Origin of the sequence: Streptococcus agalactiae (genome assembly GCF_949788565.1) — a bacterium.
GTDB classification, from domain to species: Bacteria; Bacillota; Bacilli; order Lactobacillales; family Streptococcaceae; genus Streptococcus; species Streptococcus agalactiae.
The window spans coordinates 1,790,074-1,813,774 of sequence record NZ_OX460931.1 but is presented as its reverse complement, the minus strand read 5'-3'; the positions used below and the strand labels follow the sequence as shown (position 1 = coordinate 1,813,774).

Sequence of the window (23,701 nt, the reverse complement as noted above, 5' to 3'; positions counted from 1 at the left end):
TTCTTTTATTTTTAGGTTAAAAAGTGATAAAATAGGTACAATCTATCACTATGATTAAAGAGGATAACTATGGTCAAAGAAATTAATTTAACAGGAGAAGAGGTTGTTGCAATCACATCCCAGTACATGAGTGAGACGGATGTTGCTTTTGTAAAATTTGCCTTAAATTACGCAACCGCAGCTCATTATTATCAAGCAAGAAAGTCGGGCGAGCCCTACATTATTCATCCAATTCAAGTAGCAGGTATTCTTGCAGATTTACACCTTGATGCCGTTACGGTAGCTTGTGGTTTTTTACATGATGTTGTAGAAGATACGGAAATTACCCTTGATGAGATTGAAACTGATTTTGGCAAGGATGTTCGCGATATTATTGACGGCGTAACAAAATTGGGTAAAGTTGAGTACAAATCTCATGAAGAACAGTTAGCAGAAAATCACCGTAAAATGTTAATGGCTATGTCTAAGGACATCCGTGTTATTTTGGTTAAGCTCGCTGACCGCTTACATAATATGAGAACCCTTAAACACCTCAGAAAAGATAAACAAGAGCGTATTTCACGTGAGACTATGGAAATATACGCTCCTTTAGCGCATCGTTTGGGGATTAGTCGTATCAAGTGGGAATTAGAAGATTTATCTTTTCGTTACTTGAATGAGACGGAATTTTATAAGATTTCTCATATGATGAGTGAAAAACGTCGTGAACGCGAAGAGTTGGTTGATATAATTGTCGATAAAATCAGATCCTATACTGAGGAACAGGGTTTATATGGTGATATTTATGGTAGACCAAAACACATTTATTCTATTTACAGAAAAATGCGTGATAAAAAGAAACGCTTTGATCAGATTTATGATTTAATTGCGATACGCTGTATTATGGAAACTGCTAGTGATGTTTATGCCATGGTGGGGTATATCCATGAGTTATGGCGTCCTATGCCAGGAAGGTTTAAAGATTATATTGCGGCACCAAAGGCCAATGGTTATCAATCTATTCACACGACGGTTTATGGACCTAAAGGGCCAATTGAAATTCAGATTCGAACTAAAGAAATGCATCAAGTTGCCGAGTTTGGTGTTGCAGCCCATTGGGCCTATAAAAAAGGAATCACCAGTAAGGTTAATCAAGCAGAGCAATCGGTTGGTATGGGATGGATTCAAGAATTAGTTGAGCTTCAAGATGAATCAAAAGACGCCAAGGATTTTGTTGACTCTGTTAAGGAAGATATCTTTACAGAACGCATCTATGTTTTTACCCCAAATGGTGCTGTTCAGGAATTGCCAAGGGAATCTGGACCAATTGATTTTGCTTATGCTATTCACACGCAAGTTGGAGAAAAAGCTACTGGCGCTAAAGTAAATGGACGTATGGTTCCATTGACTGCTAAGTTAAAAACAGGAGATGTTGTTGAGATTATCACAAACCCTAATTCATTTGGACCAAGTCGTGATTGGATTAAGATTGTTAAGACCAATAAAGCTCGCAATAAAATTCGTCAGTTCTTCAAAAACCAAGATAAAGAAACTTCTATTAATAAAGGTAGAGAATTACTGGTTGATTATTTCCAAGAACAAGGTTATGTGCCTAACAAATATTTAGATAAGAAACATATTGAAGAAATCCTTCCACGTGTCAGTGTTAAAAGTGAGGAAGCTTTGTATGCAGCCGTAGGTTTTGGTGATTTGAGTCCGATTAGTATTTTTAATAAACTGACGGAAAAAGAACGCCGTGAGGAGGAACGTGCTAAGGCTAAAGCGGAAGCAGACGAACTTATTAACGGTGGCGAAATCAAGACCGATAAGCGTGATGTTCTCAAAGTTAAGAGTGAAAATGGTGTTATCATTCAAGGAGCTTCAGGTTTATTAATGCGTATTGCAAAATGTTGTAATCCTGTTCCTGGAGATCTTATTGAAGGCTATATAACTAAAGGTAGAGGCGTGGCTATCCATCGTTCAGATTGTCAAAATTTAAAGAGTCAGGAGAACTACGAACAACGTTTGATTGATGTTGAGTGGGATGATGATGGATCTAAAAAAGAGTACATGGCTGAAATCGATATTTATGGTTTGAATCGTAGTGGCCTCCTTAATGATGTCCTTCAAACCTTATCAAATGCAACAAAGCTAGTATCGACAGTAAATGCACAACCAACAAAAGATATGAAATTTGCTAATATTCATGTTAGCTTTGGAATTTCAAATTTAGCACAATTGACAACTGTGGTTGATAAAATCAAAATTATCCCAGATGTTTATTCTGTTAAACGTACGAATGGTTAGGAGAGCAAAATGAAAATCATTATTCAACGTGTTAGTCAAGCAAGTGTTTCTATTGAAGATGATGTAGTCGGATCTATTGAGAAGGGTTTAGTACTTCTAGTTGGGATTGCTCCAGAAGATACAACAGAAGATATTGCTTATGCAGTTCGTAAAATTACTAGCATGCGTATTTTTTCTGATGATGATGGGAAAATGAACCTTTCAATTCAAGACATTAAAGGAAGCGTCTTATCTATCTCACAATTTACACTCTTTGCAGATACCAAAAAAGGAAATCGTCCAGCTTTTACTGGGGCAGCTGATCCTGTTAAAGCGAATCAGTTTTATGATATCTTTAATCAAGAATTAGCAAATCATGTTTCGGTAGAAACAGGTCAATTTGGAGCTGATATGCAAGTCAGTCTGATTAATGATGGACCAGTGACTATCGTTTTAGATACTAAAAATAAATAAAAAACCAAAGAGTTGGGCAAAATGCTTGGCTCTTTTTATTGTGGTTCTAATTATACTCCTTAACCCATGCATGTTTATGAAAAGGTTTACTGTAGCTTGGAAAGGCATGAATAAAGGTTGTTGATATGAAATTAAGTGCACTTAACAATATTAAAAATAGAAAAATATTAGATTTATGGTTTTTCGTTGACACTAAAATAAGAATACTCTAAAATGTTAACTGGTTAAGTATTTTTTATTTTAAAGGAGGTTTAATGAAAAGGATACGGAAAAGCCTTATTTTTGTTCTCGGAATAGTTACCCTAATTTGCTTATGTGCTTGTACTAAACAGAGCCAGCAAAAAAATGGCTTGTCGGTCGTGACTAGCTTTTATCCAGTATATTCCATTACAAAAGCAGTTTCTGGTGATTTGAATGATATTAAAATGATTCGATCACAGTCAGGCATTCATGGTTTTGAACCCTCATCAAGTGATGTTGCTGCCATTTATGATGCTGATCTATTTCTTTATCATTCGCACACACTAGAAGCTTGGGCGAGACGTTTGGCACCTAGTTTGCATCACTCTAAAGTATCTGTAATTGAAGCTTCAAAAGGTATGACTTTGGATAAAGTTCATGGCTTAGAAGATGTAGAGGCAGAAAAAGGAGTAGATGAGTCAACCTTGTATGACCCTCACACTTGGAATGACCCTGTAAAAGTATCTGAGGAAGCACAACTCATCGCTACACAATTAGCTAAAAAGGATCCTAAAAACGCTAAGGTTTATCAAAAAAATGCTGATCAATTTAGTGACAAGGCAATGGCTATTGCAGAGAAGTATAAGCCAAAATTTAAAGCTGCAAAGTCTAAATACTTTGTGACTTCACATACAGCATTCTCATACTTAGCTAAGCGATACGGATTGACTCAGTTAGGTATTGCAGGTGTCTCAACCGAGCAAGAACCTAGTGCTAAAAAATTAGCCGAAATTCAGGAGTTTGTGAAAACATATAAGGTTAAGACTATTTTTGTTGAAGAAGGAGTCTCACCTAAATTAGCTCAAGCAGTAGCTTCAGCTACTCGAGTTAAAATTGCAAGTTTAAGTCCTTTAGAAGCAGTTCCCAAAAACAATAAAGATTACTTAGAAAATTTGGAAACTAATCTTAAGGTACTTGTCAAATCGTTAAATCAATAGGTAGTTATATAAAGAAAGGACGCAGGATGAATCGTAAAAAAACAGTTATTATTAGTGCTTTATCAGTAGCTCTATTTGGTACTGGTGTAGGTGCTTACCAATTAGGTAGTTATAATGCCCAAAAATCAGACAATAGTGTTTCTTATGTGAAAACAGATAAATCTGATAGCAAAGCACAAGCAACAGCTGCAAATAAAACGCCCGACCAAATCAGTAAAGAAGAAGGCATATCTGCAGAACAAATCGTTGTTAAAATTACTGATGATGGTTATGTAACTTCTCATGGAGACCATTACCATTATTACAATGGTAAAGTGCCATATGATGCCATCATTAGTGAAGAATTGATTATGAAAGACCCTAGCTATGTCTTTAATAAAGCTGATGTCATTAATGAAGTCAAAGATGGTTATATTATCAAAGTTAACGGTAAGTATTACCTCTATCTTAAAGAAGGTAGCAAACGAACAAATGTTCGTACAAAGGAACAAATCCAAAAGCAACGCGAAGAATGGTCTAAGGGGGGTTCTAAGGGAGAATCAGGAAAGCATAGTAGTGCAAAAACTCAAGCTTTATCAGCCAGCGTACGTGAAGCGAAAGCTAGTGGTCGCTATACTACAGATGATGGTTATGTTTTTAGTCCAACAGATGTCATTGATGACATGGGAGATGCCTTTTTAGTACCACATGGCGATCATTTCCATTATATCCCGAAAGCTGATTTATCTCCATCAGAGTTATCAGCCGCACAAGCATATTGGAACCGCAAGACTGGCCGATCAGGTAATAGCTCAAAACCATCAAATTCAAGTTCATACATTCATGCAAGTGCACCAAGCGGTAATGTATCAACAGGAAGACATGCTAATGCCCCTATTTCTATTCCAAGAGTCACTCACGCAAATCACTGGTCAAAACCAGCTGGTAATCATGCTACGGCACCAAAACACCATGCACCTACAACCAAACCAATCAACAAAGATTCTGCTTTAGACAAAATGTTGAAACGTTTATATGCTCAACCGTTATCTGCTCGTCACGTAGAAAGTGATGGTTTGGTTTATGACCCAGCACAAGTTAATGCTTTCACAGCAATCGGTGTTTCTATTCCGCACGGTAATCATTTCCACTTTATTCACTATAAGGATATGTCTCCATTAGAGTTAGAAGCAACAAGGATGGTGGCAGAGCATAGAGGACATCATATTGATGCATTAGGGAAAAAAAATTCTACAGAGAAACCAAAGCATATTTCTCATGAACCTAATAAGGAACCTCACACAGAGGAAGAACACCATGCAGTAACACCGAAAGACCAACGTAAAGGCAAACCAAATAGCCAGATTGTCTACAGTGCTCAAGAAATTGAAGAGGCAAAAAAAGCTGGTAAATACACAACATCTGATGGTTACATTTTTGATGCCAAAGATATTAAAAAAGATACAGGTACAGGTTATGTCATTCCACATATGACACATGAGCATTGGGTACCAAAGAAAGATTTATCAGAGTCGGAATTAAAAGCAGCTCAAGAATTTCTTTCAGGAAAATCTGAAGCAAATCAAGACAAACCAAAAACAGGTAAAACAGCTCAAGAAATCTATGAGGCAATTGAACCAAAAGCAATTGTTAAACCTGAAGATTTATTATTTGGAATTGCACAAGCGACAGACTATAAGAATGGTACATTTGTAATTCCTCATAAAGATCATTACCATTATGTGGAATTAAAATGGTTTGATGAAGAAAAAGATCTTTTAGCTGATTCAGATAAGACATATTCTTTAGAAGACTATTTAGCTACGGCTAAATATTACATGATGCACCCAGAAAAACGTCCTAAAGTTGAAGGATGGGGTAAAGATGCTGAAATTTATAAAGAAAAGGACTCTAATAAAACAGATAAACCAAGTCCTGCACCAACTGATAATAAATCAACATCAAATTCTAGTGATAAAAACTTAAGTGCTGCAGAAGTATTCAAACAAGCAAAACCAGAAAAAATTGTACCGCTTGATAAAATTGCTGCTCACATGGCATATGCAGTTGGATTTGAAGATGATCAATTGATTGTTCCTCATCATGATCATTATCATAATGTTCCTATGGCATGGTTTGACAAGGGTGGTTTATGGAAAGCACCAGAAGGCTATACATTACAACAACTCTTCTCAACAATTAAATACTACATGGAACATCCTAATGAATTACCAAAAGAAAAAGGTTGGGGACACGACAGTGATCATAACAAAGGCTCAAATAAAGACAATAAAGCCAAAAATTATGCTCCAGATGAAGAACCTGAAGATTCAGGGAAAGTAACTCACAACTATGGTTTTTATGATGTTAATAAAGGTTCAGACGAAGAAGAACCAGAAAAACAAGAAGATGAATCAGAGCTAGATGAATATGAACTAGGAATGGCACAAAACGCTAAGAAATATGGTATGGATAGACAATCTTTTGAAAAGCAACTCATCCAATTATCAAATAAATATAGTGTAAGTTTTGAAAGCTTTAATTATATTAATGGTAGTCAAGTTCAAGTTACTAAAAAAGATGGCTCTAAAGTGCTTGTTGATATTAAAACACTAGCAGAAGTGAAATAATAAAAGAGTTGAGTAAACTTAGCTGACAACTAAAAACAAACAAGTCACCGTACTTGTTTGTTTTTTAGTTATGATTTCTAGCGTGCGAAGATTTTAATGATATATCTAATTCTTCTTTTGAACAACCATTGTTTTACGCTTAAAAAGAGAGTTAATGTATTTTTGTTTGAGGAAGTTTTCTTGTTTTGACTTTTATAAAACGACTAAAGTTATAATCACTAAATAAAGAGCCACTACTAAAAGCTGTATAACAGGTTTCTAGTAGTGGCTCACTTGTTTTATTACATGTAATTGTTATTAGTTAAAATTTTGGTGAAGCTACTGTATTGCTCCTTAACAACATTATCAATATTATGATCTGTTAATACAAAATCAATATCGTCTAATTGATAAAAAGTATAAAAATCATATTTACCAAATTTTTGGCTATCAACTAAAAGGAATTTTTCAAAGGAATTATTAAGAGCGATGCGCTGGATTTCACCTTCTCCCTCGTCATAAGTAGCGATAGACTTTTCAAAAACACCATTACTACTAACAAAAGCTTTTGAAAAATTAAGTGATTTAATAGAGTTAATAGTAACAGAACCGACAAAAGCACCAGTAATTTCTCTGTACTCTCCCCCTACAAGGATAAGGTCAAGTGTTGAACTTTGATTCAGAATATTGAAAACAGGAAGGCTATTGGTTACTACCCTAATTTTAAAATCAAGTAATTGCGTAGCTAATTTCTCTAAGGTTGTTCCAGGCCCAATAAAGATTGTTTCACCATCATTGATGAATTGTTTTGCAAATTGGGCAATTTCTAATTTTTCATTTGTTTGAATATCGTATTTTTCAGTGTTTGATTTTTCATAATTTTGTGGAATTGGTGATGCGTTTACTTTTTGTGCACCACCGTGGATGCGTATTAACAGTCCTGCTTTATCTAATTCATCCAAGTCACGCCTAACAGTCATGTCTGATACATCAAGTTCTTCCATGATTTCATTAACAGTGACAATGCCATTTATATTGACTTTTTCTATTATTTTTTGTAATCTTTCTCGCTTTAACATAATGACCTCTCCTACCTCTTCGTTATATATATCATACCATAAATAGAGCTAAAATAATAATAATTTTGAAAAAATAAACAATAATAAACAAAAATAAATAAAAAATGTCTTGTAATGTTTTATTTTGTTTTGTATAATATTGATGTAGATAAGTTGATAAGGCTTATTTGCCTTACAACAAAATGTAACCGCTTAACTAAAAAGAAAGGTGTTTGCTGTGACTCAAGATATTTTATTTATTGATGCCCATTCTCAGGAAGAATTATTTGACTTAGTATCAAAAGCATTGATAAAACAACACTATGTTAGTCCTGACTACCGACAGGCAGTAAAAGAAAGGGAGAGAGAGTTTCCAACGGGGTTAAAAATTGATTTAAAAGATGGGACTCCTATTCAATATGCTGCTATTCCACACACTGAAACGCAGTATTGTCTAGTAGATAGAATCTTTTATGTCAAAAATAGTCAGCCAATTACTTTCAAACATATGATTAATCCAGAAGAGGAGTGTAGGGTTCAGGATTTTTTCTTCATCATTAATAGTAGGAATAGTAACCAAAGTGATATTTTATCTAATTTGATTACCTTCTTTATTACAAAAGGAAACCTAGATCGGCTACATGAGATTGGCGACAATAAGGAAAAAATTAATCATTATTTAATAGAAAAAGGAGTGTTTTAACATGATCAAAATATTAGCAGCTTGTGGTGCAGGCGTAAACTCAAGCCATCAAATTAAAGATGCTATCGAGACACAATTAGGAGATAGAGGTTACAATGTACATTGTGATGCTGTTATGGTTAAGGATATCACTGAGGAAATGGTCAACAAATATGATATCTTTACTCCTATTGCTAAAACTGATTTAGGTTTTAATGTACCAATTCCAGTTGTAGAAGCAGGACCTATTCTTTATCGCATACCAGTTATGAGCGAACCAGTATTTACTGCTTTAGAACAAGTTATCAAAGAACACAACCTATCATAACATATTTAAAATTGGAATTAGTCTTAAAGGAGAAGGAACATGCAGGTATTTTTAAATATTGTCAATAAATTCTTTGATCCAGTTATTCATATGGGTTCGGGAGTTGTGATGCTAATTGTCATGACAGGTTTAGCCATGATATTTGGAGTGAAGTTTTCTAAAGCACTTGAAGGTGGTATTAAGTTAGCTATTGCTCTTACGGGTATTGGTGCTATTATTGGTATTTTAACTGGTGCTTTTTCCGAATCACTTCAAGCTTTTGTTAAAAATACAGGAATCAATCTAAGCATTATTGACGTTGGTTGGGCTCCATTAGCAACTATTACATGGGGATCACCATATACGCTTTACTTCTTATTAATCATGCTTATTGTCAATATTGTTATGATTGTTATGAAAAAAACGGATACCTTAGATGTTGATATTTTTGATATTTGGCATTTATCTATCACAGGTCTTTTAATTATGTGGTATGCTAAAAAAAATAATCTACCAACACTTTTATCTGTCATTATTGCAACTGTAGCTATTATCTTTGTTGGTGTTCTAAAAATTATCAATTCTGATTTGATGAAACCTACCTTTGATGATTTATTGGGGACAGGTCCAACTTCTCCCATGACTTCAACGCATATGAATTATATGATGAACCCCATTATTATGGTTTTGGATAAGCTTTTTGATAAAGTTTTTCCAGGGCTAGATAAATATGACTTTGACGCGGCTAAATTAAATAAAGCCATTGGATTCTGGGGATCTAAGTTCTTTATTGGTATGATTTTAGGACTTGTCATAGGGATTATGGGCAACCCCGTGTTCTCATTTGCAGCATTAGGTGGCTGGTTCTCTCTCGGTTTTACAGCAGGTGCTTGTTTAGAGTTGTTCTCTTTGATTGGTTCTTGGTTCATTGCTGCAGTAGAACCACTTTCTCAAGGAATTACTAATTTTGCTAATGGTAAAATGCATGGTCGTCGTTTCAATATTGGTTTGGACTGGCCATTTATTGCCGGACGTGCAGAGATTTGGGCATGTGCTAACATTCTTGCACCGATTATGCTAGTAGAAGCTATTTTACTCTCTAAAGTTGGTAATGGTATTCTACCGCTTGCCGGTATTATCGCAATGGGCGTAACCCCTGCTTTGCTGGTTGTTACACGTGGCCGTTTAATTCGTATGATTACCTTTGGAACATTGCTATTACCGCTATTCCTTTTATCAGGAACAATGATTGCTCCATTTGCAACTGAATTAGCTAAAAAGGTAGGCGCATTCCCAGCTGGGGCGCGAGCAGGTTCACTTATCACTCACTCTACACTAGAAGGCCCTATGGAGAAAATCTTTGGTTACGTTATTGGTAAAGCGACAACAGGTCAATTATCAGCGATTATAACATTAATTATTTTTGCGACAGCTTATCTTGGTTTGTTTATGTGGTATGCTAAACAAATGAAACGCCGTAATGCAGAATATGCAGCTAATCAAAAATAAATAGAATAAACAAAAACCTAGGAAATATCACATTCTCCTAGGTTTTTGATATATTAAATATTTTAAAAATAATATATATAATTAATTTTCGCTCATTTTAATAATAAAAAACTAGTAAAATTATAAAAATATATTGAAAATAGTGATAAGTTGGTATACAATCCTTTTTGGAAACATTACTGAACTCCCATTTTTCTAGAGTTGATGTATGCAACCAATATTTTAAGACTTGGAGTTTCTATGACATTAACCTTTGGGAAACCTTCTATAACGATACGCCGTCTAGGAGTGATAACTAGTACATATATGATGCTAGGTTTTATTTTATTATGTGGATTTTTGCATCCTAGTACAATTTATAGTGAGGAAATAAAATCTAATATAAATTCTTTTATATCAATAGATGATGAAAAAACTACTGCTCCCATATTTGACTCTACTTTAGATAAGCTTACTAATTCAACAGAGGAGAGGCAGTTAGAATTAGATTCTGATACATCGGACGGTTTAATAGTAGATGATCAAAAAGATAAAAATATGGTAGTAGTCTTAGGTGATTCTGACAGTCAAGAAAAATTGTCATCTCCTCTAAAAGCGGAAATAGTAACAGAAGAAAATCGTAAACAGGCAAATTTAGCAGAACTAAATGTAACTCAACTTGATAATAGAACTACCTATATTATACCCGAAAGCAGTCATTCCATCGCAGAACAACAGAGATTCCTGATAGAATCAAAGGGTTCTTCGGTTGCATTACTTAATAGCGATGAATTTAGAAAGACAGCGGGAGAGGATAGAGGTTTTGAAAGGGATAAGTTGAGGTCTTTGGATATCATTCCTAAGGGAGATTTATCGACAAGTAATGTCATAGGTAATACGGACATTGCTAGTCAGATATCGTTGGGCTTTAAAAAGAATGCGATGCAGGAACACCATCTTACTAAAACATTCTCTCAAAAGGATGGAAAGTTATCGTCTGTTATAGAGGGGATGCTTGCTATTGGCAAAGAGAAAGTAGAGAAGGAAATAAAATATAGTGGTAATTTATGGCAAAAATTAAAAGCTAAGGCACACTGCCTTGTTTGCTGTGTTGATAATTTGAATTTTGAAGATATAAAATCTTATTTTCAATATTATTGTCATCTAAACCATCAGCTCAAATTACCTAAAGGTGCTATACTTTCTGCTAAAACAGAAGTATATAGGGGAGGAGATTTTGGGAGAAAAAATAAAGATAATGTGTTTGGTTACCGTATCCCCTCATTATTGAAAACCGAAAAAGGAACTTTACTTGCGGGAGCTGATGAAAGAATTGAGCAAGCTTGTGATTGGGGAAACATAGGAATGGTTATTCGCCGTAGTGAGGATGATGGTGTCACTTGGGGAAAAAGAGAAACTATTGTCAATCTCCGTAATAACCCTAGAGTTCCGCTAGTTACTAGTGGTGACTATAGTGGCTCACCTATTAATATGGATATGGCATTAGTTCAATATACTAGCTCCAAGACGAAACGTATTTTTTCAATATATGATATGTTTCCAGAAGGAAGAGGCGTTATTAGTATTGCTAACACACCTGAAAAAGAATATACCCAAATCGGAGGACAGTCTTATCTTAATTTATATAATAATGGAAAGAAATCGAAGGTTTTTACTATCCGTGACAAAGGTATTGTATATAATTTTAAAGGGAAAAAGACTGATTATCATGTTATAACAGAAACTACTAAAAGTGACCATTCAAATCTAGGGGATATTTATAAGGGAAAACAGCTACTTGGAAATATATATTTTACAAAACATAAAACGTCGCCATTTCGTTTAGCAAAATCAAGCTATGTGTGGATGTCATATAGCGATGATGATGGTAGGACATGGTCATCACCTAGAGATATAACAGCAAGTCTTCGTCAGAAAGGCATGAAATTTTTGGGAATAGGACCTGGAAAAGGTATAGTTTTAAAATGGGGGCCACACGCTGGTCGTATTATTATTCCTGCCTATTCTACGAATTGGAAATCTCATCTAAGAGGTTCACAATCTTCACGCCTAATTTATTCAGACGACCATGGAAAAACGTGGCATACTGGAAAAGCAGTCAATGATAACCGTGTACTTTCTAATGGTGAAAAAATTCACTCATTAACAATGGATAATAAAAAAGAACAAAATACAGAATCCGTACCCGTTCAATTGAAAAATGGGGACATTAAGTTATTTATGAGGAATCTAACTGGTAACCTAGAAGTAGCCACAAGTAAAGACGGCGGGGAGAGTTGGCAAAACCATGTTAAACGATATAAGGAAGTTCATGATGCTTACGTCCAACTATCAGCTATTCGCTTTGAGCATGACAAAAAAGAGTATATTTTATTAGTGAATGCTAATGGGCCAGGTAAGAAGCGCCAAGATGGATATGCACGTCTAGCGCAAGTTAATCGAAATGGTAGTTTTAAGTGGTTATATCACCATCACATTCAAGATGGTTCGTTTGCTTACAACTCTGTTCAACAACTTAATAATGATCAATTTGGTGTCCTTTATGAACATAGAGAAAAACATCAAAATAGTTTTACTTTAAATTACAAAGTTTTTAATTGGAGTTTTCTTAGTCAAAATACAGAGAAGCAAGGCACTTTATGGGAGAAAATGGCAGCAAATTGGCATGTTTTGTTTAAATTTTATTTATGATTATGGCTTGCGGAATAACCGTTCCTACAAATAAAAATAATGAGAAGTATCAAACTTCGTGATAGCTAGCTAGTAGTGAATTCTAGTTGACATAGTTATCACGGAGTTTTTTTGTTCATTTCAAACAAAAACAAAACAAAACATTGACAAAAACAAAAATAAGATATATGATGATATTACAAACAAAAACAAACAATATCTTCCAACTACATACAATTGTATTAAAAGTGAAATAAGGAGAAAGAAATGACAATTATTATTGGGGCGGATGCGCATGGTGTTGAACTTAAGGAAGTGATTAGACAACACCTTACAAGTTTAGGTAAGGAAATTATTGATTTAACGGATACTAGCAAAGATTTCGTTGATAATACCTTAGCAATCGTTGCTAAAGTGAATCAAAAAGAAGATAACTTAGGAATAATGGTTGATGCTTACGGTGTTGGTCCTTTTATGGTAGCCACTAAGGTTAAGGGGATGATTGCAGCAGAAGTTTCAGATGAACGCTCAGCTTATATGACTAGAGCTCATAATAACGCTAGGATGATTACTTTAGGTTCAGAGATTGTTGGTCCAGGAGTTGCTAAACATATAGTAGAGGGTTTTGTTGATGGGACTTACGATGCAGGTCGTCATCAAATTCGGGTCGATATGTTGAATAAAATGTGCTAAGCGTAAGAGAGGTAAAGCAGATGAAAATTGCGGTCGGTTGTGATCATATTGTAACTTATGACAAAATTGCAGTTGTGGATTATTTAAAAACAAAAGGGTATGAGGTTATTGATTGTGGAACTTATGATAACATCCGTACTCACTATCCTATTTATGGTAAGAAAGTAGGAGAAGCTGTCGCTAGTGGAAAAGCCGACTTAGGTGTATGTATTTGTGGAACTGGAGTTGGTATTAATAATGCTGTTAATAAAGTTCCAGGAATTCGCTCAGCTCTGGTACGTGATTTGACATCAGCTATCTATGCTAAAGAAGAATTAAATGCTAACGTTATCGGATTTGGTGGGAAAATTACTGGTGGGCTGTTAATGACAGATATCATCGAGGCATTTATAAGAGCTAAATATAAACCAACAAAAGAAAACAAAGTATTAATTGAAAAGATAGCCAAGGTTGAGACTCATAATGCCCATCAAGAAGAGAATGACTTTTTCACAGAGTTCTTAGATAAATGGAATCGTGGTGAATATCACGACTAAGGAGATATCTATGATTTTAACAGTAACTTTGAACCCTTCTATTGATATTTCGTACTGCTTAGAAAACTTTAACATGGATACTGTAAATCGAGTTACCGACGTCTCCAAAACACCTGGTGGTAAGGGATTAAATGTGACTCGTGTTCTTTCTCAACTTGGCGATAATGTAGTGGCAACTGGTCTATTAGGGGGGCATTTTGGAGATTTCATCCGAAGTGGCTTAGATGCATTGGAAATCAGACACCAATTTTTAAGTATTGGTGGAGAAACACGTCATTGTATTGCAGTTTTACATGAGGGTCAGCAGACTGAAATTCTAGAAAAAGGTCCACATATTACTAAAGATGAAGCAGACGCCTTTTTGAATCATCTAAAACTTATCTTTGATGCTGCAACTATCATAACAGTATCAGGAAGTTTACCAAAGGGACTCCCCTCAGATTATTATGCTAGGTTAATCTCCCTAGCGAATCACTTTAATAAGAAAGTTGTTTTAGACTGTTCAGGAGAAGCATTACGTTCGGTTTTAAAATCTAGTGCTAAGCCGACCGTCATTAAACCTAACCTTGAAGAATTAACACAATTAATTGGAAAGCCAATTAGCTATAGTTTAGATGAATTAAAATCTACCTTACAGCAAGATATTTTTAGAGGAATTGATTGGGTTATTGTTTCTTTAGGTGCTAAGGGAGCTTTTGCTAAACATGGGAATCACTACTATCAAGTGACGATTCCAAAAATAGAAGTTATCAATCCAGTTGGTTCAGGGGATGCAACGGTTGCAGGAATCGCGTCTGCTTTAGAACATCAACTAGATGATATAAATTTACTTAAGAGAGCTAATGTCTTGGGTATGCTTAATGCACAAGAAACATTAACAGGGCATATCAATCTGACCTACTATCAAGAATTAATCAGTCAAATCCAAGTGAAAGAGGTATAGGATGGGATTAACGGAACAAAAACAAAAACATATGGAACAATTGAGTGATAAAAATGGTATTATTTCGGCCTTGGCTTTTGACCAACGTGGAGCATTGAAGCGATTAATGGCAAAATATCAATCTGAGGAGCCCACTGTTTCTCAAATAGAAGCACTTAAAGTTTTGGTAGCTGAAGAATTAACCCCTTACGCTTCATCAATGTTGTTAGATCCAGAATATGGGTTGCCAGCTACGAAAGTTTTAGATGACAATGCCGGTCTTTTACTAGCGTACGAAAAAACAGGTTATGATACCAGTAGTACCAAGCGACTCCCAGACTGTTTAGACATTTGGTCTGCGAAACGCATTAAAGAAGAGGGGGCAGACGCAGTTAAGTTCTTACTTTATTATGATGTTGATAGTTCGGATGAAGTAAACGAAGAAAAAGAAGCTTATATTGAACGGATTGGTTCTGAATGTGTTGCAGAAGACATTCCTTTTTTCCTTGAAATTTTGTCATATGATGAAAAGATTACGGATAGCTCAGGTATTGAGTATGCCAAAATTAAGCCACGTAAGGTTATTGAAGCTATGAAAGTTTTTTCAAATCCTCGATTTAATATTGATGTCTTGAAGGTGGAAGTGCCTGTCAATATGGACTATGTAGAAGGTTTTGCGCAAGGAGAGACTGCTTATAATAAAGCGACAGCTGCGGCATATTTTAGAGAACAAGATCAGGCGACACTACTCCCCTACATTTTTTTGAGTGCAGGAGTTTCTGCTCAGCTTTTTCAAGAGACTCTTGTGTTTGCTAAAGAAGCTGGTGCTAAATTTAACGGTGTCCTTTGTGGTAGAGCAACTTGGGCTGGAAGTGTTAAAGAGTATGTTGAAAAAGGAGAAGCTGGTGCACGTCAATGGTTACGTACAATAGGTTTTCAAAATATTGATGAACTAAATAAAATTTTGCAAAAAACAGCAACTTCTTGGAAGGAAAGATAATTGCTAGAGAAAAGCTGGTAAAGCAATTATTGCTCTTTATGAAAGGAAAAATAATGGCTATTATGATACAAAATCATGAGTTGCAAGTGACATTAAAAGCGTTAGGTGCAACAATGACTTCTATTACAGATAGTCAAGGCGTTGAGTACCTTTGGCAAGGGGACCCCACTTATTGGGGTGGGCAAGCTCCTATTTTATTTCCTATATGCGGAAGTGTTCGAAATGATTGCGTCATTTACAGACCAGCTCAAGCTCCACATTTTACGGGTATCATACCAAGGCATGGCTTTGTACGTCACAAAACATTCGACTATGATTACATATCGGATTCTTCTGTTCGTTTTACAATTAAAAGTAGTGAAGAAACGTTGATAAATTATCCTTATCGTTTTAGTTTAGAAATAACTTACACCTTAAGAAATAAAAGCATTGACATTACATATATTGTCAAAAACTTAGAATCAGAAAAAAATATGCCATATGCTATCGGAGCTCACCCAGGCTTTAATTGCCCTTTGTTTGAAAAGGAAGTATTTAGTGATTACTATCTAGAGTTTGAACAGTTTGAAACTTGCACAATTCCTGAGTCGTTTCCGGATACAGGCTTGTTAGATTTACAAGCTAGACATCCTTTTTTAGAAAATCAAAAACAATTATCTCTTAATCATGCTTTATTTGAAAAAGATGCTATTACTTTAGACCAACTACGATCTAAGACGGTTTACTTAAAATCTAGAAATCATGCAAAAGGAATCCAACTTGACTTTGATGATTTTGAGAATCTTATTCTTTGGACAAGTAACAATGGTGGTCCTTTTTTGGCTTTGGAACCCTGGAGTTCTTTGTCAACTTCTATTGAAGAGTCTGATATTTTAGAAGATAAACAAAATATCGTACGGCTTAATCCAAAGCAGTCGAAACAGCATTCTATTCGGATCACTATTTTATAACAGAAACTTTCTGAGGAGACATTCTCCTCTTTTTCTGTGCTCAAAAAGAGGTTATAAATATGATATAATGAACAAAACTGTAGTGGAGGATGCCATGGATTTTAAGGAACTGTTTCCAGAAGTTATTACTAAACAGGAAGTTAAACAGAGTGAGGATTATATCATCGTTGAGCAAGATGGTCATGTCCTCCACTTTCCAAAATCTTCGCTAACTAAGCGTGAACTATACTTATTACAAATGACACCAAGCCTGGAAGATGCGAGTTCAGTGGATTCTCAGAATCCTTGGTACCGCTATCTAGTTGAAGGTCGTGGAAGGTTGCCCCAATCTCATTCGGCAGTCCAATTTATTTTTATTGAGCATCAATTTACCTTATCAGAAGAACTTAAGGATTTCTTGTCGCCTTTAGTAATAAACGTAGAAACAATTATGACAATTAATCAAACCCAAAGTGTCATGATTTTAAATCAGGATAATTTCTTTAATGCTACGGAATTACTAACAGATATTTTACCAACGATTGAAAATGACTTTAACACGCGTTTAAGGTGCTATTTTGGAAATAGTTGGACGCATCTACAAGCAGTGGACTGGAAAGAATTATATGAAGAAGAATATAAACTTTTTACGCTTTTTCTTAGTCACAAGGCCGAACAACATTACTGTCGATTTCCAAAGATGGCTTTATGGGCTTTGGCAAATCAATCGCCCATGCCTTCTATTAAAGCAAAATGTTTACAACATATCCTTGATACGAGTGATACTTCGGCTATAATAAAAGCCTTGTGGCAAGAGCAAGGGAATCTTGCTAAAACGGCTAAGGCACTTTTCATTCATCGGAATTCATTGCAATATAAATTAGATAAATTTACCCAATCTTCGGGGCTTAATTTAAAAATATTAGATGATTTAGCCTATGCCTATTTAATTTCGATGGATACCTAAAATTTAGTTAGTTTGCACAAGAAATTTAGGCAAGGTTACCATTATATGAAAACCCTTTCTTTGCTATAATAAAATCACAATAATAAAAGAGGTCAATCTAATGGTAGAATTAAATTTAAATCATATTTACAAAAAATATCCAAGTGCATCGCATTATTCTGTTGAAGACTTTGACTTGGATATTAAAGACAAAGAATTTATTGTTTTTGTTGGACCATCAGGTTGTGGGAAATCAACAACACTTCGTATGATCGCAGGTCTTGAAGATATTAGTGAAGGTGAGCTCAAGATTGATGGCGAAGTTGTCAATGACAAATCACCTAAAGATCGTGATATTGCTATGGTTTTCCAAAACTATGCTCTTTATCCACATATGACTGTTTACGATAATATGGCTTTTGGGCTCAAATTGCGTAAATTCTCAAAACAAGAAATTGATAAGCGCGTTCGTGAAGCAGCAGCTAATATTGGCCTTACTGAATTCTTAGAGCGCAAACCTGCGGATTTGTCAGGTGGACAACGCCAACGTGTTGCTATGGGACGTGCTATTGTGCGTGATGCCAAAGTGTTCTTAATGGATGAGCCTTTATCTAATTTAGATGCTAAATTACGTGTTTCAATGCGTGCTGAAATTGCAAAAATTCATCAACGTATTGGTTCAACAACTATTTATGTTACCCACGACCAAACAGAGGCGATGACTTTGGCAGACCGTATTGTCATTATGTCAGCTACTAAGAACCCTGATGGTGATGGTACAATTGGTAAAATTGAGCAAGTTGGTTCACCACAAGAACTCTATAATCTTCCTGCTAATAAATTTGTTGCGGGATTCATCGGTAGTCCATCTATGAACTTCTTCAAAGTTAAAGTTGAAAATGGTATGATTATTAGTGAAGATGGTCTTCGAATCGCTATCCCTGAAGGTCAAGAAAAACTTTTAGAATCACGAGGCTATAAAGGAAAAGAATTGATTTTTGGTATTCGTCCAGAAGACATTTCAAGCAATCTTCTTGTCCAAGATACTTATCCAAATGCCAATGTTGAAGCAGAAGTTTTAGTTTCTGAATTACTCGGTAGCGAAACTATGCTTTATGTTAAGTTAGGTCAAACAGAATTTGCTTCTCGTGTTGAAGCGCGTGACTTCCATAATCCAGGAGAAAAAGTTAACCTAACGTTTAATGTTGCTAAGGGGCATTTCTTTGATGCAGATACTGAACAAGCTATTCGTTAAGGTATAAGCGATATTCATAAAAAGGTTGGGTTCCAGCCTTTTTATAATGTTATTTGCGCAAACGCTTGCACTAAAAGAGGAAAAACGTTAAAATAAAAGATGAATGAATTATTGATAGGAGAAGAATAATGAAGAAACACTGGTGGCATAAAGCTACGATTTATCAAATTTACCCACGTTCATTTATGGATTCAGATGGTGATGGTGTGGGGGACATTAAAGGGATTACTAGCAAACTAGACTACCTTGAAAAATTAGGGATTACTGCTATCTGGTTATCACCTGTTTACCAAAGTCCAATGGATGACAATGGTTATGATATTTCAGATTATCAAGCCATTGCAGATATTTTTGGTGACATGAATGATATGGACCAACTGTTACAAGAGGCAAATCAACGCGGGATTAAAATCATCATGGATTTGGTAGTGAATCATACCTCTGATGAACATGCTTGGTTCGTAGAAGCGCGAGAAAACCCTAATAGTCCTGAACGTGATTTTTATATTTGGCGAGATGAACCTAACGATTTGACTTCTATTTTTAGTGGCTCAGCTTGGGAATATGATAAAGCATCAGGTCAATATTATTTGCACCTTTTTAGCAAACGTCAACCAGATCTCAACTGGGAGAATGAAGCTTTACGTCATAAAATTTATGATATGATGAATTTCTGGATTGATAAGGGTATTGGTGGTTTCCGTATGGATGTCATTGATTTAATTGGGAAAATTCCAGATAAGGGTATTACTGGTAATGGACCAAAACTCCATGATTATCTTAAAGAAATGAACAGAGCTAGTTTTGGAAAGCATGACTTATTGACGGTGGGTGAAACTTGGGGAGCAACGCCAGACATTGCAAAACAATACTCAAATCCCGATAATGAAGAATTATCTATGGTCTTTCAATTTGAACATGTAGGTCTTCAACATAAACCTGACGCTCCTAAGTGGGATTACAGTGACGGATTAGATGTTCCAGCATTGAAAGATATTTTTACAAAATGGCAAACACAATTGGAGCTTGGCCAAGGTTGGAATTCTTTATTCTGGAATAATCACGACCTTCCTCGAGTGCTCTCGATTTGGGGAAATGATAGTGATAACAGAAAACAATCTGCCAAGGCTCTAGCAATCCTACTACATTTGATGCGTGGAACGCCTTACATCTATCAAGGTGAAGAAATTGGTATGACTAATTATCCATTTGAGTGTTTAGCGGATGTAGATGATATTGAATCCCTTAACTATGCTAAAGAAGCCATGGATAATGGGGTATCTGAAGCAGCAATTTTAGATAGTATTCGTAAAGTCGGTCGTGATAATGCTCGTACTCCAATGCAGTGGAGTCAAGAACATCAAGCTGGTTTTACTAAAGGTACCCCATGGTTAGCAGTCAATCCCAATTATCAGGAAATTAATGTGGAGGCCGCGTTAAATGATACGGAAAGTATTTTTTATACTTATCAAAAATTAGTTGCTTTACGTAAAGAACACGACTGGTTAGTTGATGCTGATTTTAAACTTTTGGAAACAGCAGATAAGGTATTTGCTTATGTTCGTCAAACAGATAAAGAACGTTATTTAATAGTTGCGAACTTATCCGATCAAAACCAATCTTTTGAATTTCCAGAAGCTGTTAAAGAAACTATTATTTCAAATACAGAGGTTCAAGAAGTACTATCAAATAACACTCTTAAGCCGTGGGATGCCTTCTGCATAGAGCTATTCTAATTTCGGTAGATATTTGCAAAAAAAGCTTATTCTCAGTATAATGAGGTAACAAATGATGTTAAAAGAGTATTGAAATAGGAGAAAAATATGGCAGTTCTGATTTTAGGTGGCGCCGGCTACATTGGCTCGCATATGGTTGATCAGTTAATCACACAAGGAAAAGAGAAAGTTATTGTTGTTGATAACTTGGTAACAGGTCATCGTCAAGCGGTGCATTCAGATGCGATTTTTTATGAAGGAGATTTATCCGATAAAACATTTATGCGTCAAGTTTTTAGGGAAAATCCTGATGTAGATGCTGTTATCCATTTTGCGGCATTTTCACTAGTTGCTGAGTCAATGGAAAATCCTTTAAAATATTTTGATAATAACACTGCTGGAATGATAAAGCTTTTAGAAGTAATGAATGAATGTGATATCAAAAATATTGTCTTTTCATCAACAGCTGCAACATATGGTATTCCAGAACAAGTTCCTATTTTAGAAACAGCTCCTCAAAATCCTATTAATCCTTATGGCGAAAGTAAGCTTATGATGGAAACAATTATGAAATGGGCTGATCAAGCCTACGGTATTAAGTTTGTCGCTCTACGTTACTTCAACGTTTCTGGAGATAAACCGGATGGCTCAATTGGGGAAGATCATAAACCAGAAACACATTTGTTACCAATCATTCTTCAAGTTGCTCAAGGAGTACGTGACAAAATAAAGATTTTTGGAGATGATTACAATACTCCAGATGGAACTAATGTTCGAGATTATGTGCATCCATTTGATTTGGCAGATGCTCATATATTAGCAGTTGATTACCTTCGCCAAGGGAATGAATCAAACGTGTTTAATCTCGGATCTTCGACAGGTTTTTCTAACCTTCAGATGTTAGAGGCAGCTCGTCGTATTACTGGGAAAGAAATTCCTGCTCAAAAGGCAGCTCGTCGTCCAGGAGATCCAGATACGCTTATTGCTTCCTCAGAGAAAGCTCGTCAAATCCTTGGGTGGGAGCCTAAATTTGATAATATTGATAAAATTATTTCATCGGCATGGGCATGGCATTCTAGTCATCCAAATGGCTACGAAGATTAAAAAAACTTAGGTCTACAGGCCTAAGTTTTTTTGATGAGTCATTTAAATATGAGTGAGCATTTTTGAGGATAGTTTGAAGCGAGAAGTGAGTTAATGATTTTGATAGGATCGTTGTTACTCTTGCCTTGCAAGTTTTGCCATCATAGGTTATTCTTTAAATATAAGATTTAGAAAGTTGGTTAACTATGTATTCTTTTGAAGAACTTTTGGCAACCATGACTTTGATAACGGCTGCCGAAATTGAAGATAAAATTGATTCAAATCAAGATTTTGTACTGTTCATTGGTCGTATTTCTTGTCCATTTTGTCACCTCTTTGTTCCTAAAATTGTAGAAGTAGCTGATGAAGATGAATTTGAATTATTCCATTTAGATAGTGAAGATTTTGATCATTGGACTGCAAATAAAGAATTTCGAAATAAATATGACATTCCTACAGTGCCAGGTTTGATGGTTGTTAAAAACGGAACTATCAAGGTGAAGTGCGATTCAAAAATGACAAAAGAAGAAATCCGTGAATTTATTGGCTAAGAGACAGTATCTCCTTGCAGATATAGCATAAATCTGCTATAGTAATGATTACGTAGAACACGGAAAGGAGAATCAAATGAGCTTACCTATTATTATGCTTGTTGTTATGGTTGGTATGATGTTCTTCATGCAACGTCAGCAAAAGAAACAAGCACAAGAACGTCAAAAACAATTGAATGCTGTTCAAAAAGGTGATGAAATTGTCACAATTGGTGGTCTTTTTGGAGTAGTTGATGAAGTTAATACTGAAGCACAACGAATGGTTTTAGATGTTGATGGTGTCTACTTGACGTTTGAGTTGGCAGCTATCAAATCTGTTGTCTCTAAGGCAGCAACACCAACAGAACCAGTTGAAGATGTTAAGATTATTGAAGTCAATGAAGACGAAAATAAAGAAACAGCCATCGAAACTGAATAAGATATGTAGGACCAGATGATTGTTCTGGTCTTTTTAGTTTGCTGTCACAAATGGCATTTTAATACTCAAAAATAAGTTAAAATGTGGTAAAATGTTATAGTATGGGATATTTCCAGCTCTTTTAAAAGGGCTGATAAGAAAAACGATTGCTAAATTAAGGAACATTATGTTTATATTTAAAAGAAAAAAACAAGTAGAAATGCCTTTGGAGAAAATACCAGCACATATTGGTATTATCATGGATGGTAACGGACGTTGGGCAAAAAAACGTTTAAAACCACGCGTTATGGGACATAAGGCGGGGATGGATGCTCTTCAAGAAGTTACAATAGCAGCTTCAGAATTAGGTGTTAAAGTACTAACTGTCTATGCCTTTTCTACAGAAAATTGGTCACGCCCAGATGATGAAGTTAAGTTTATTATGAACCTTCCGGTTGAATTTTTTGATAAATATGTACCAGAGTTAGATAAAAATAATGTACGTGTACAGGTCATCGGAGATACTCATAAATTACCCAAGGCAACATACGATGCAATGCAACGCGCTTGTTTGAGGACAAAACATAATTCAGGGCTCGTCTTGAATTTTGCGCTAAATTATGGCGGACGTTCAGAAATCACTAATGCCATTAAGGAAATTGCTCAGGATGTTTTGGAAGCTAAGTTGAATCCTGACGATATTACAGAGGATTTAGTAGCAAATCATTTAATGACAAATAGCTTACCCTATCTTTATAGAGACCCTGATTTGATTATCCGCACTAGTGGAGAGTTACGCTTGAGTAACTTTTTACCTTGGCAATCAGCTTATAGTGAATTTTACTTTACTCCCGTTTTATGGCCAGATTTTAAAAAAGACGAACTACATAAGGCCATTGTGGATTATAATCAACGCCATCGTCGATTTGGTAGTGTATAGAAA

General features: G+C 35.4%; 21 protein-coding genes. 20 read left to right on the top strand and 1 reads right to left on the bottom strand.

The window, feature by feature from the left end:
- Positions 1-69 precede the first annotated feature (69 nt).
- The 4 genes from QOR44_RS09180 (at position 70) to QOR44_RS09165 (ending at position 6,526) form a co-directional block, all read left to right on the top strand.
- A complete protein-coding gene (locus tag QOR44_RS09180) occupies positions 70-2,286 on the top strand; it encodes a RelA/SpoT family protein (RefSeq protein ID WP_000237872.1) in 2,217 nt (738 codons plus the stop codon).
- A 9-nt stretch (positions 2,287-2,295) separates the two neighbouring features.
- The gene (dtd, locus tag QOR44_RS09175; RefSeq protein WP_000691434.1) at positions 2,296-2,739 is read left to right on the top strand and encodes a D-aminoacyl-tRNA deacylase; all 444 of its coding nucleotides are present in this window, start codon (positions 2,296-2,298) and stop codon (positions 2,737-2,739) included.
- Between the two features lie 254 nt (positions 2,740-2,993).
- Entirely contained in the window at positions 2,994-3,917 is a 924-nt protein-coding gene (locus QOR44_RS09170) for a metal ABC transporter solute-binding protein, Zn/Mn family (protein ID WP_000822452.1), read from the top strand.
- A gap of 26 nt (positions 3,918-3,943) precedes the next feature.
- Positions 3,944-6,526, top strand: coding sequence for a pneumococcal-type histidine triad protein (locus tag QOR44_RS09165; RefSeq protein ID WP_001080379.1), 2,583 nt, complete (start codon positions 3,944-3,946; stop codon positions 6,524-6,526).
- A gap of 281 nt (positions 6,527-6,807) precedes the next feature.
- Here the strand turns inward: QOR44_RS09165 and QOR44_RS09160 are convergent, their stop codons facing one another.
- Entirely contained in the window at positions 6,808-7,584 is a 777-nt protein-coding gene (locus QOR44_RS09160; RefSeq protein WP_000919190.1) for a DeoR/GlpR family DNA-binding transcription regulator, read from the bottom strand.
- A 208-nt stretch (positions 7,585-7,792) separates the two neighbouring features.
- Here QOR44_RS09160 and QOR44_RS09155 point away from each other — a divergent pair, with 208 nt between their 5' ends.
- From QOR44_RS09155 to uppS, 16 genes are all read left to right on the top strand, one after another.
- Positions 7,793-8,266, top strand: a complete 474-nt coding sequence (locus tag QOR44_RS09155; protein WP_000458427.1) for a PTS sugar transporter subunit IIA — start codon at positions 7,793-7,795, stop codon at positions 8,264-8,266.
- Position 8,267: 1 nt separating this feature from the next.
- Complete coding sequence (locus QOR44_RS09150; protein ID WP_000590543.1) at positions 8,268-8,573, top strand: PTS sugar transporter subunit IIB; 306 nt, start codon at positions 8,268-8,270, stop codon at positions 8,571-8,573.
- 39 nt (positions 8,574-8,612) lie between these two features.
- Positions 8,613-10,061 (top strand): PTS galactitol transporter subunit IIC, encoded by a 1,449-nt coding sequence (locus QOR44_RS09145; protein WP_001195839.1) that lies wholly within the window; start codon positions 8,613-8,615, stop codon positions 10,059-10,061.
- A 240-nt stretch (positions 10,062-10,301) separates the two neighbouring features.
- A complete protein-coding gene (locus QOR44_RS09140) occupies positions 10,302-12,752 on the top strand; it encodes a sialidase family protein (protein ID WP_000176336.1) in 2,451 nt (816 codons plus the stop codon).
- 246 nt (positions 12,753-12,998) lie between these two features.
- On the top strand, positions 12,999-13,424 hold the full coding sequence (gene lacA / locus QOR44_RS09135) for a galactose-6-phosphate isomerase subunit LacA (protein WP_000152527.1): 426 nt from the start codon (positions 12,999-13,001) through the stop codon (positions 13,422-13,424).
- Positions 13,425-13,444: 20 nt separating this feature from the next.
- Positions 13,445-13,960 (top strand): galactose-6-phosphate isomerase subunit LacB, encoded by a 516-nt coding sequence (gene lacB, locus QOR44_RS09130; protein WP_000686154.1) that lies wholly within the window; start codon positions 13,445-13,447, stop codon positions 13,958-13,960.
- A 10-nt stretch (positions 13,961-13,970) separates the two neighbouring features.
- On the top strand, positions 13,971-14,903 hold the full coding sequence (locus tag QOR44_RS09125) for a tagatose-6-phosphate kinase (protein ID WP_000604241.1): 933 nt from the start codon (positions 13,971-13,973) through the stop codon (positions 14,901-14,903).
- 1 nt (position 14,904) lies between these two features.
- Entirely contained in the window at positions 14,905-15,882 is a 978-nt protein-coding gene (gene lacD / locus QOR44_RS09120; protein WP_000524690.1) for a tagatose-bisphosphate aldolase, read from the top strand.
- A gap of 53 nt (positions 15,883-15,935) precedes the next feature.
- Positions 15,936-16,832 (top strand): aldose 1-epimerase family protein, encoded by an 897-nt coding sequence (locus QOR44_RS09115; protein WP_000996586.1) that lies wholly within the window; start codon positions 15,936-15,938, stop codon positions 16,830-16,832.
- A 94-nt stretch (positions 16,833-16,926) separates the two neighbouring features.
- On the top strand, positions 16,927-17,778 hold the full coding sequence (locus QOR44_RS09110; protein WP_000345946.1) for a helix-turn-helix domain-containing protein: 852 nt from the start codon (positions 16,927-16,929) through the stop codon (positions 17,776-17,778).
- A 100-nt stretch (positions 17,779-17,878) separates the two neighbouring features.
- Positions 17,879-19,012, top strand: a complete 1,134-nt coding sequence (locus tag QOR44_RS09105; protein WP_000229966.1) for an ABC transporter ATP-binding protein — start codon at positions 17,879-17,881, stop codon at positions 19,010-19,012.
- Positions 19,013-19,140: 128 nt separating this feature from the next.
- Positions 19,141-20,748, top strand: a complete 1,608-nt coding sequence (locus QOR44_RS09100) for a glycoside hydrolase family 13 protein (protein ID WP_000716717.1) — start codon at positions 19,141-19,143, stop codon at positions 20,746-20,748.
- Between the two features lie 87 nt (positions 20,749-20,835).
- Positions 20,836-21,831 carry a UDP-glucose 4-epimerase GalE gene (gene galE, locus QOR44_RS09095; protein WP_000279629.1) on the top strand — a complete coding sequence of 332 codons (996 nt, stop codon included), beginning with the start codon at positions 20,836-20,838 and terminating at the stop codon, positions 21,829-21,831.
- Positions 21,832-22,016: 185 nt separating this feature from the next.
- A complete protein-coding gene (locus QOR44_RS09090) occupies positions 22,017-22,361 on the top strand; it encodes a DUF6568 family protein (protein WP_000286792.1) in 345 nt (114 codons plus the stop codon).
- Between the two features lie 76 nt (positions 22,362-22,437).
- Positions 22,438-22,779 carry a preprotein translocase subunit YajC gene (gene yajC / locus QOR44_RS09085; RefSeq protein WP_000056607.1) on the top strand — a complete coding sequence of 114 codons (342 nt, stop codon included), beginning with the start codon at positions 22,438-22,440 and terminating at the stop codon, positions 22,777-22,779.
- A 166-nt stretch (positions 22,780-22,945) separates the two neighbouring features.
- A complete protein-coding gene (gene uppS / locus QOR44_RS09080) occupies positions 22,946-23,698 on the top strand; it encodes an undecaprenyl pyrophosphate synthase (protein WP_000469560.1) in 753 nt (250 codons plus the stop codon).
- The last annotated feature ends 3 nt before the right edge of the window (positions 23,699-23,701 follow it).

Bases quoted from the DNA above. Each gene is read 5' to 3' on its own strand.
- QOR44_RS09180 (WP_000237872.1), top strand. From the start codon at position 70: ATGGTCAAAGAAATTAATTTAACAGGAGAAGAGGTTGTTGCAATCACA.
- QOR44_RS09115 (WP_000996586.1), top strand. From the start codon at position 15,936: ATGGCTATTATGATACAAAATCATGAGTTGCAAGTGACATTAAAAGCG.
- uppS (WP_000469560.1), top strand. From the start codon at position 22,946: ATGTTTATATTTAAAAGAAAAAAACAAGTAGAAATGCCTTTGGAGAAA.
- QOR44_RS09110 (WP_000345946.1), top strand. From the start codon at position 16,927: ATGGATTTTAAGGAACTGTTTCCAGAAGTTATTACTAAACAGGAAGTT.
- QOR44_RS09170 (WP_000822452.1), top strand. From the start codon at position 2,994: ATGAAAAGGATACGGAAAAGCCTTATTTTTGTTCTCGGAATAGTTACC.
- QOR44_RS09140 (WP_000176336.1), top strand. From the start codon at position 10,302: ATGACATTAACCTTTGGGAAACCTTCTATAACGATACGCCGTCTAGGA.
- QOR44_RS09145 (WP_001195839.1), top strand. From the start codon at position 8,613: ATGCAGGTATTTTTAAATATTGTCAATAAATTCTTTGATCCAGTTATT.
- lacB (WP_000686154.1), top strand. From the start codon at position 13,445: ATGAAAATTGCGGTCGGTTGTGATCATATTGTAACTTATGACAAAATT.
- QOR44_RS09125 (WP_000604241.1), top strand. From the start codon at position 13,971: ATGATTTTAACAGTAACTTTGAACCCTTCTATTGATATTTCGTACTGC.
- lacA (WP_000152527.1), top strand. From the start codon at position 12,999: ATGACAATTATTATTGGGGCGGATGCGCATGGTGTTGAACTTAAGGAA.
- lacD (WP_000524690.1), top strand. From the start codon at position 14,905: ATGGGATTAACGGAACAAAAACAAAAACATATGGAACAATTGAGTGAT.
- galE (WP_000279629.1), top strand. From the start codon at position 20,836: ATGGCAGTTCTGATTTTAGGTGGCGCCGGCTACATTGGCTCGCATATG.
- dtd (WP_000691434.1), top strand. From the start codon at position 2,296: ATGAAAATCATTATTCAACGTGTTAGTCAAGCAAGTGTTTCTATTGAA.
- QOR44_RS09150 (WP_000590543.1), top strand. From the start codon at position 8,268: ATGATCAAAATATTAGCAGCTTGTGGTGCAGGCGTAAACTCAAGCCAT.
- QOR44_RS09090 (WP_000286792.1), top strand. From the start codon at position 22,017: ATGTATTCTTTTGAAGAACTTTTGGCAACCATGACTTTGATAACGGCT.
- yajC (WP_000056607.1), top strand. From the start codon at position 22,438: ATGAGCTTACCTATTATTATGCTTGTTGTTATGGTTGGTATGATGTTC.
- QOR44_RS09100 (WP_000716717.1), top strand. From the start codon at position 19,141: ATGAAGAAACACTGGTGGCATAAAGCTACGATTTATCAAATTTACCCA.
- QOR44_RS09105 (WP_000229966.1), top strand. From the start codon at position 17,879: ATGGTAGAATTAAATTTAAATCATATTTACAAAAAATATCCAAGTGCA.
- QOR44_RS09160 (WP_000919190.1), bottom strand. From the start codon at position 7,584: ATGTTAAAGCGAGAAAGATTACAAAAAATAATAGAAAAAGTCAATATA.
- QOR44_RS09165 (WP_001080379.1), top strand. From the start codon at position 3,944: ATGAATCGTAAAAAAACAGTTATTATTAGTGCTTTATCAGTAGCTCTA.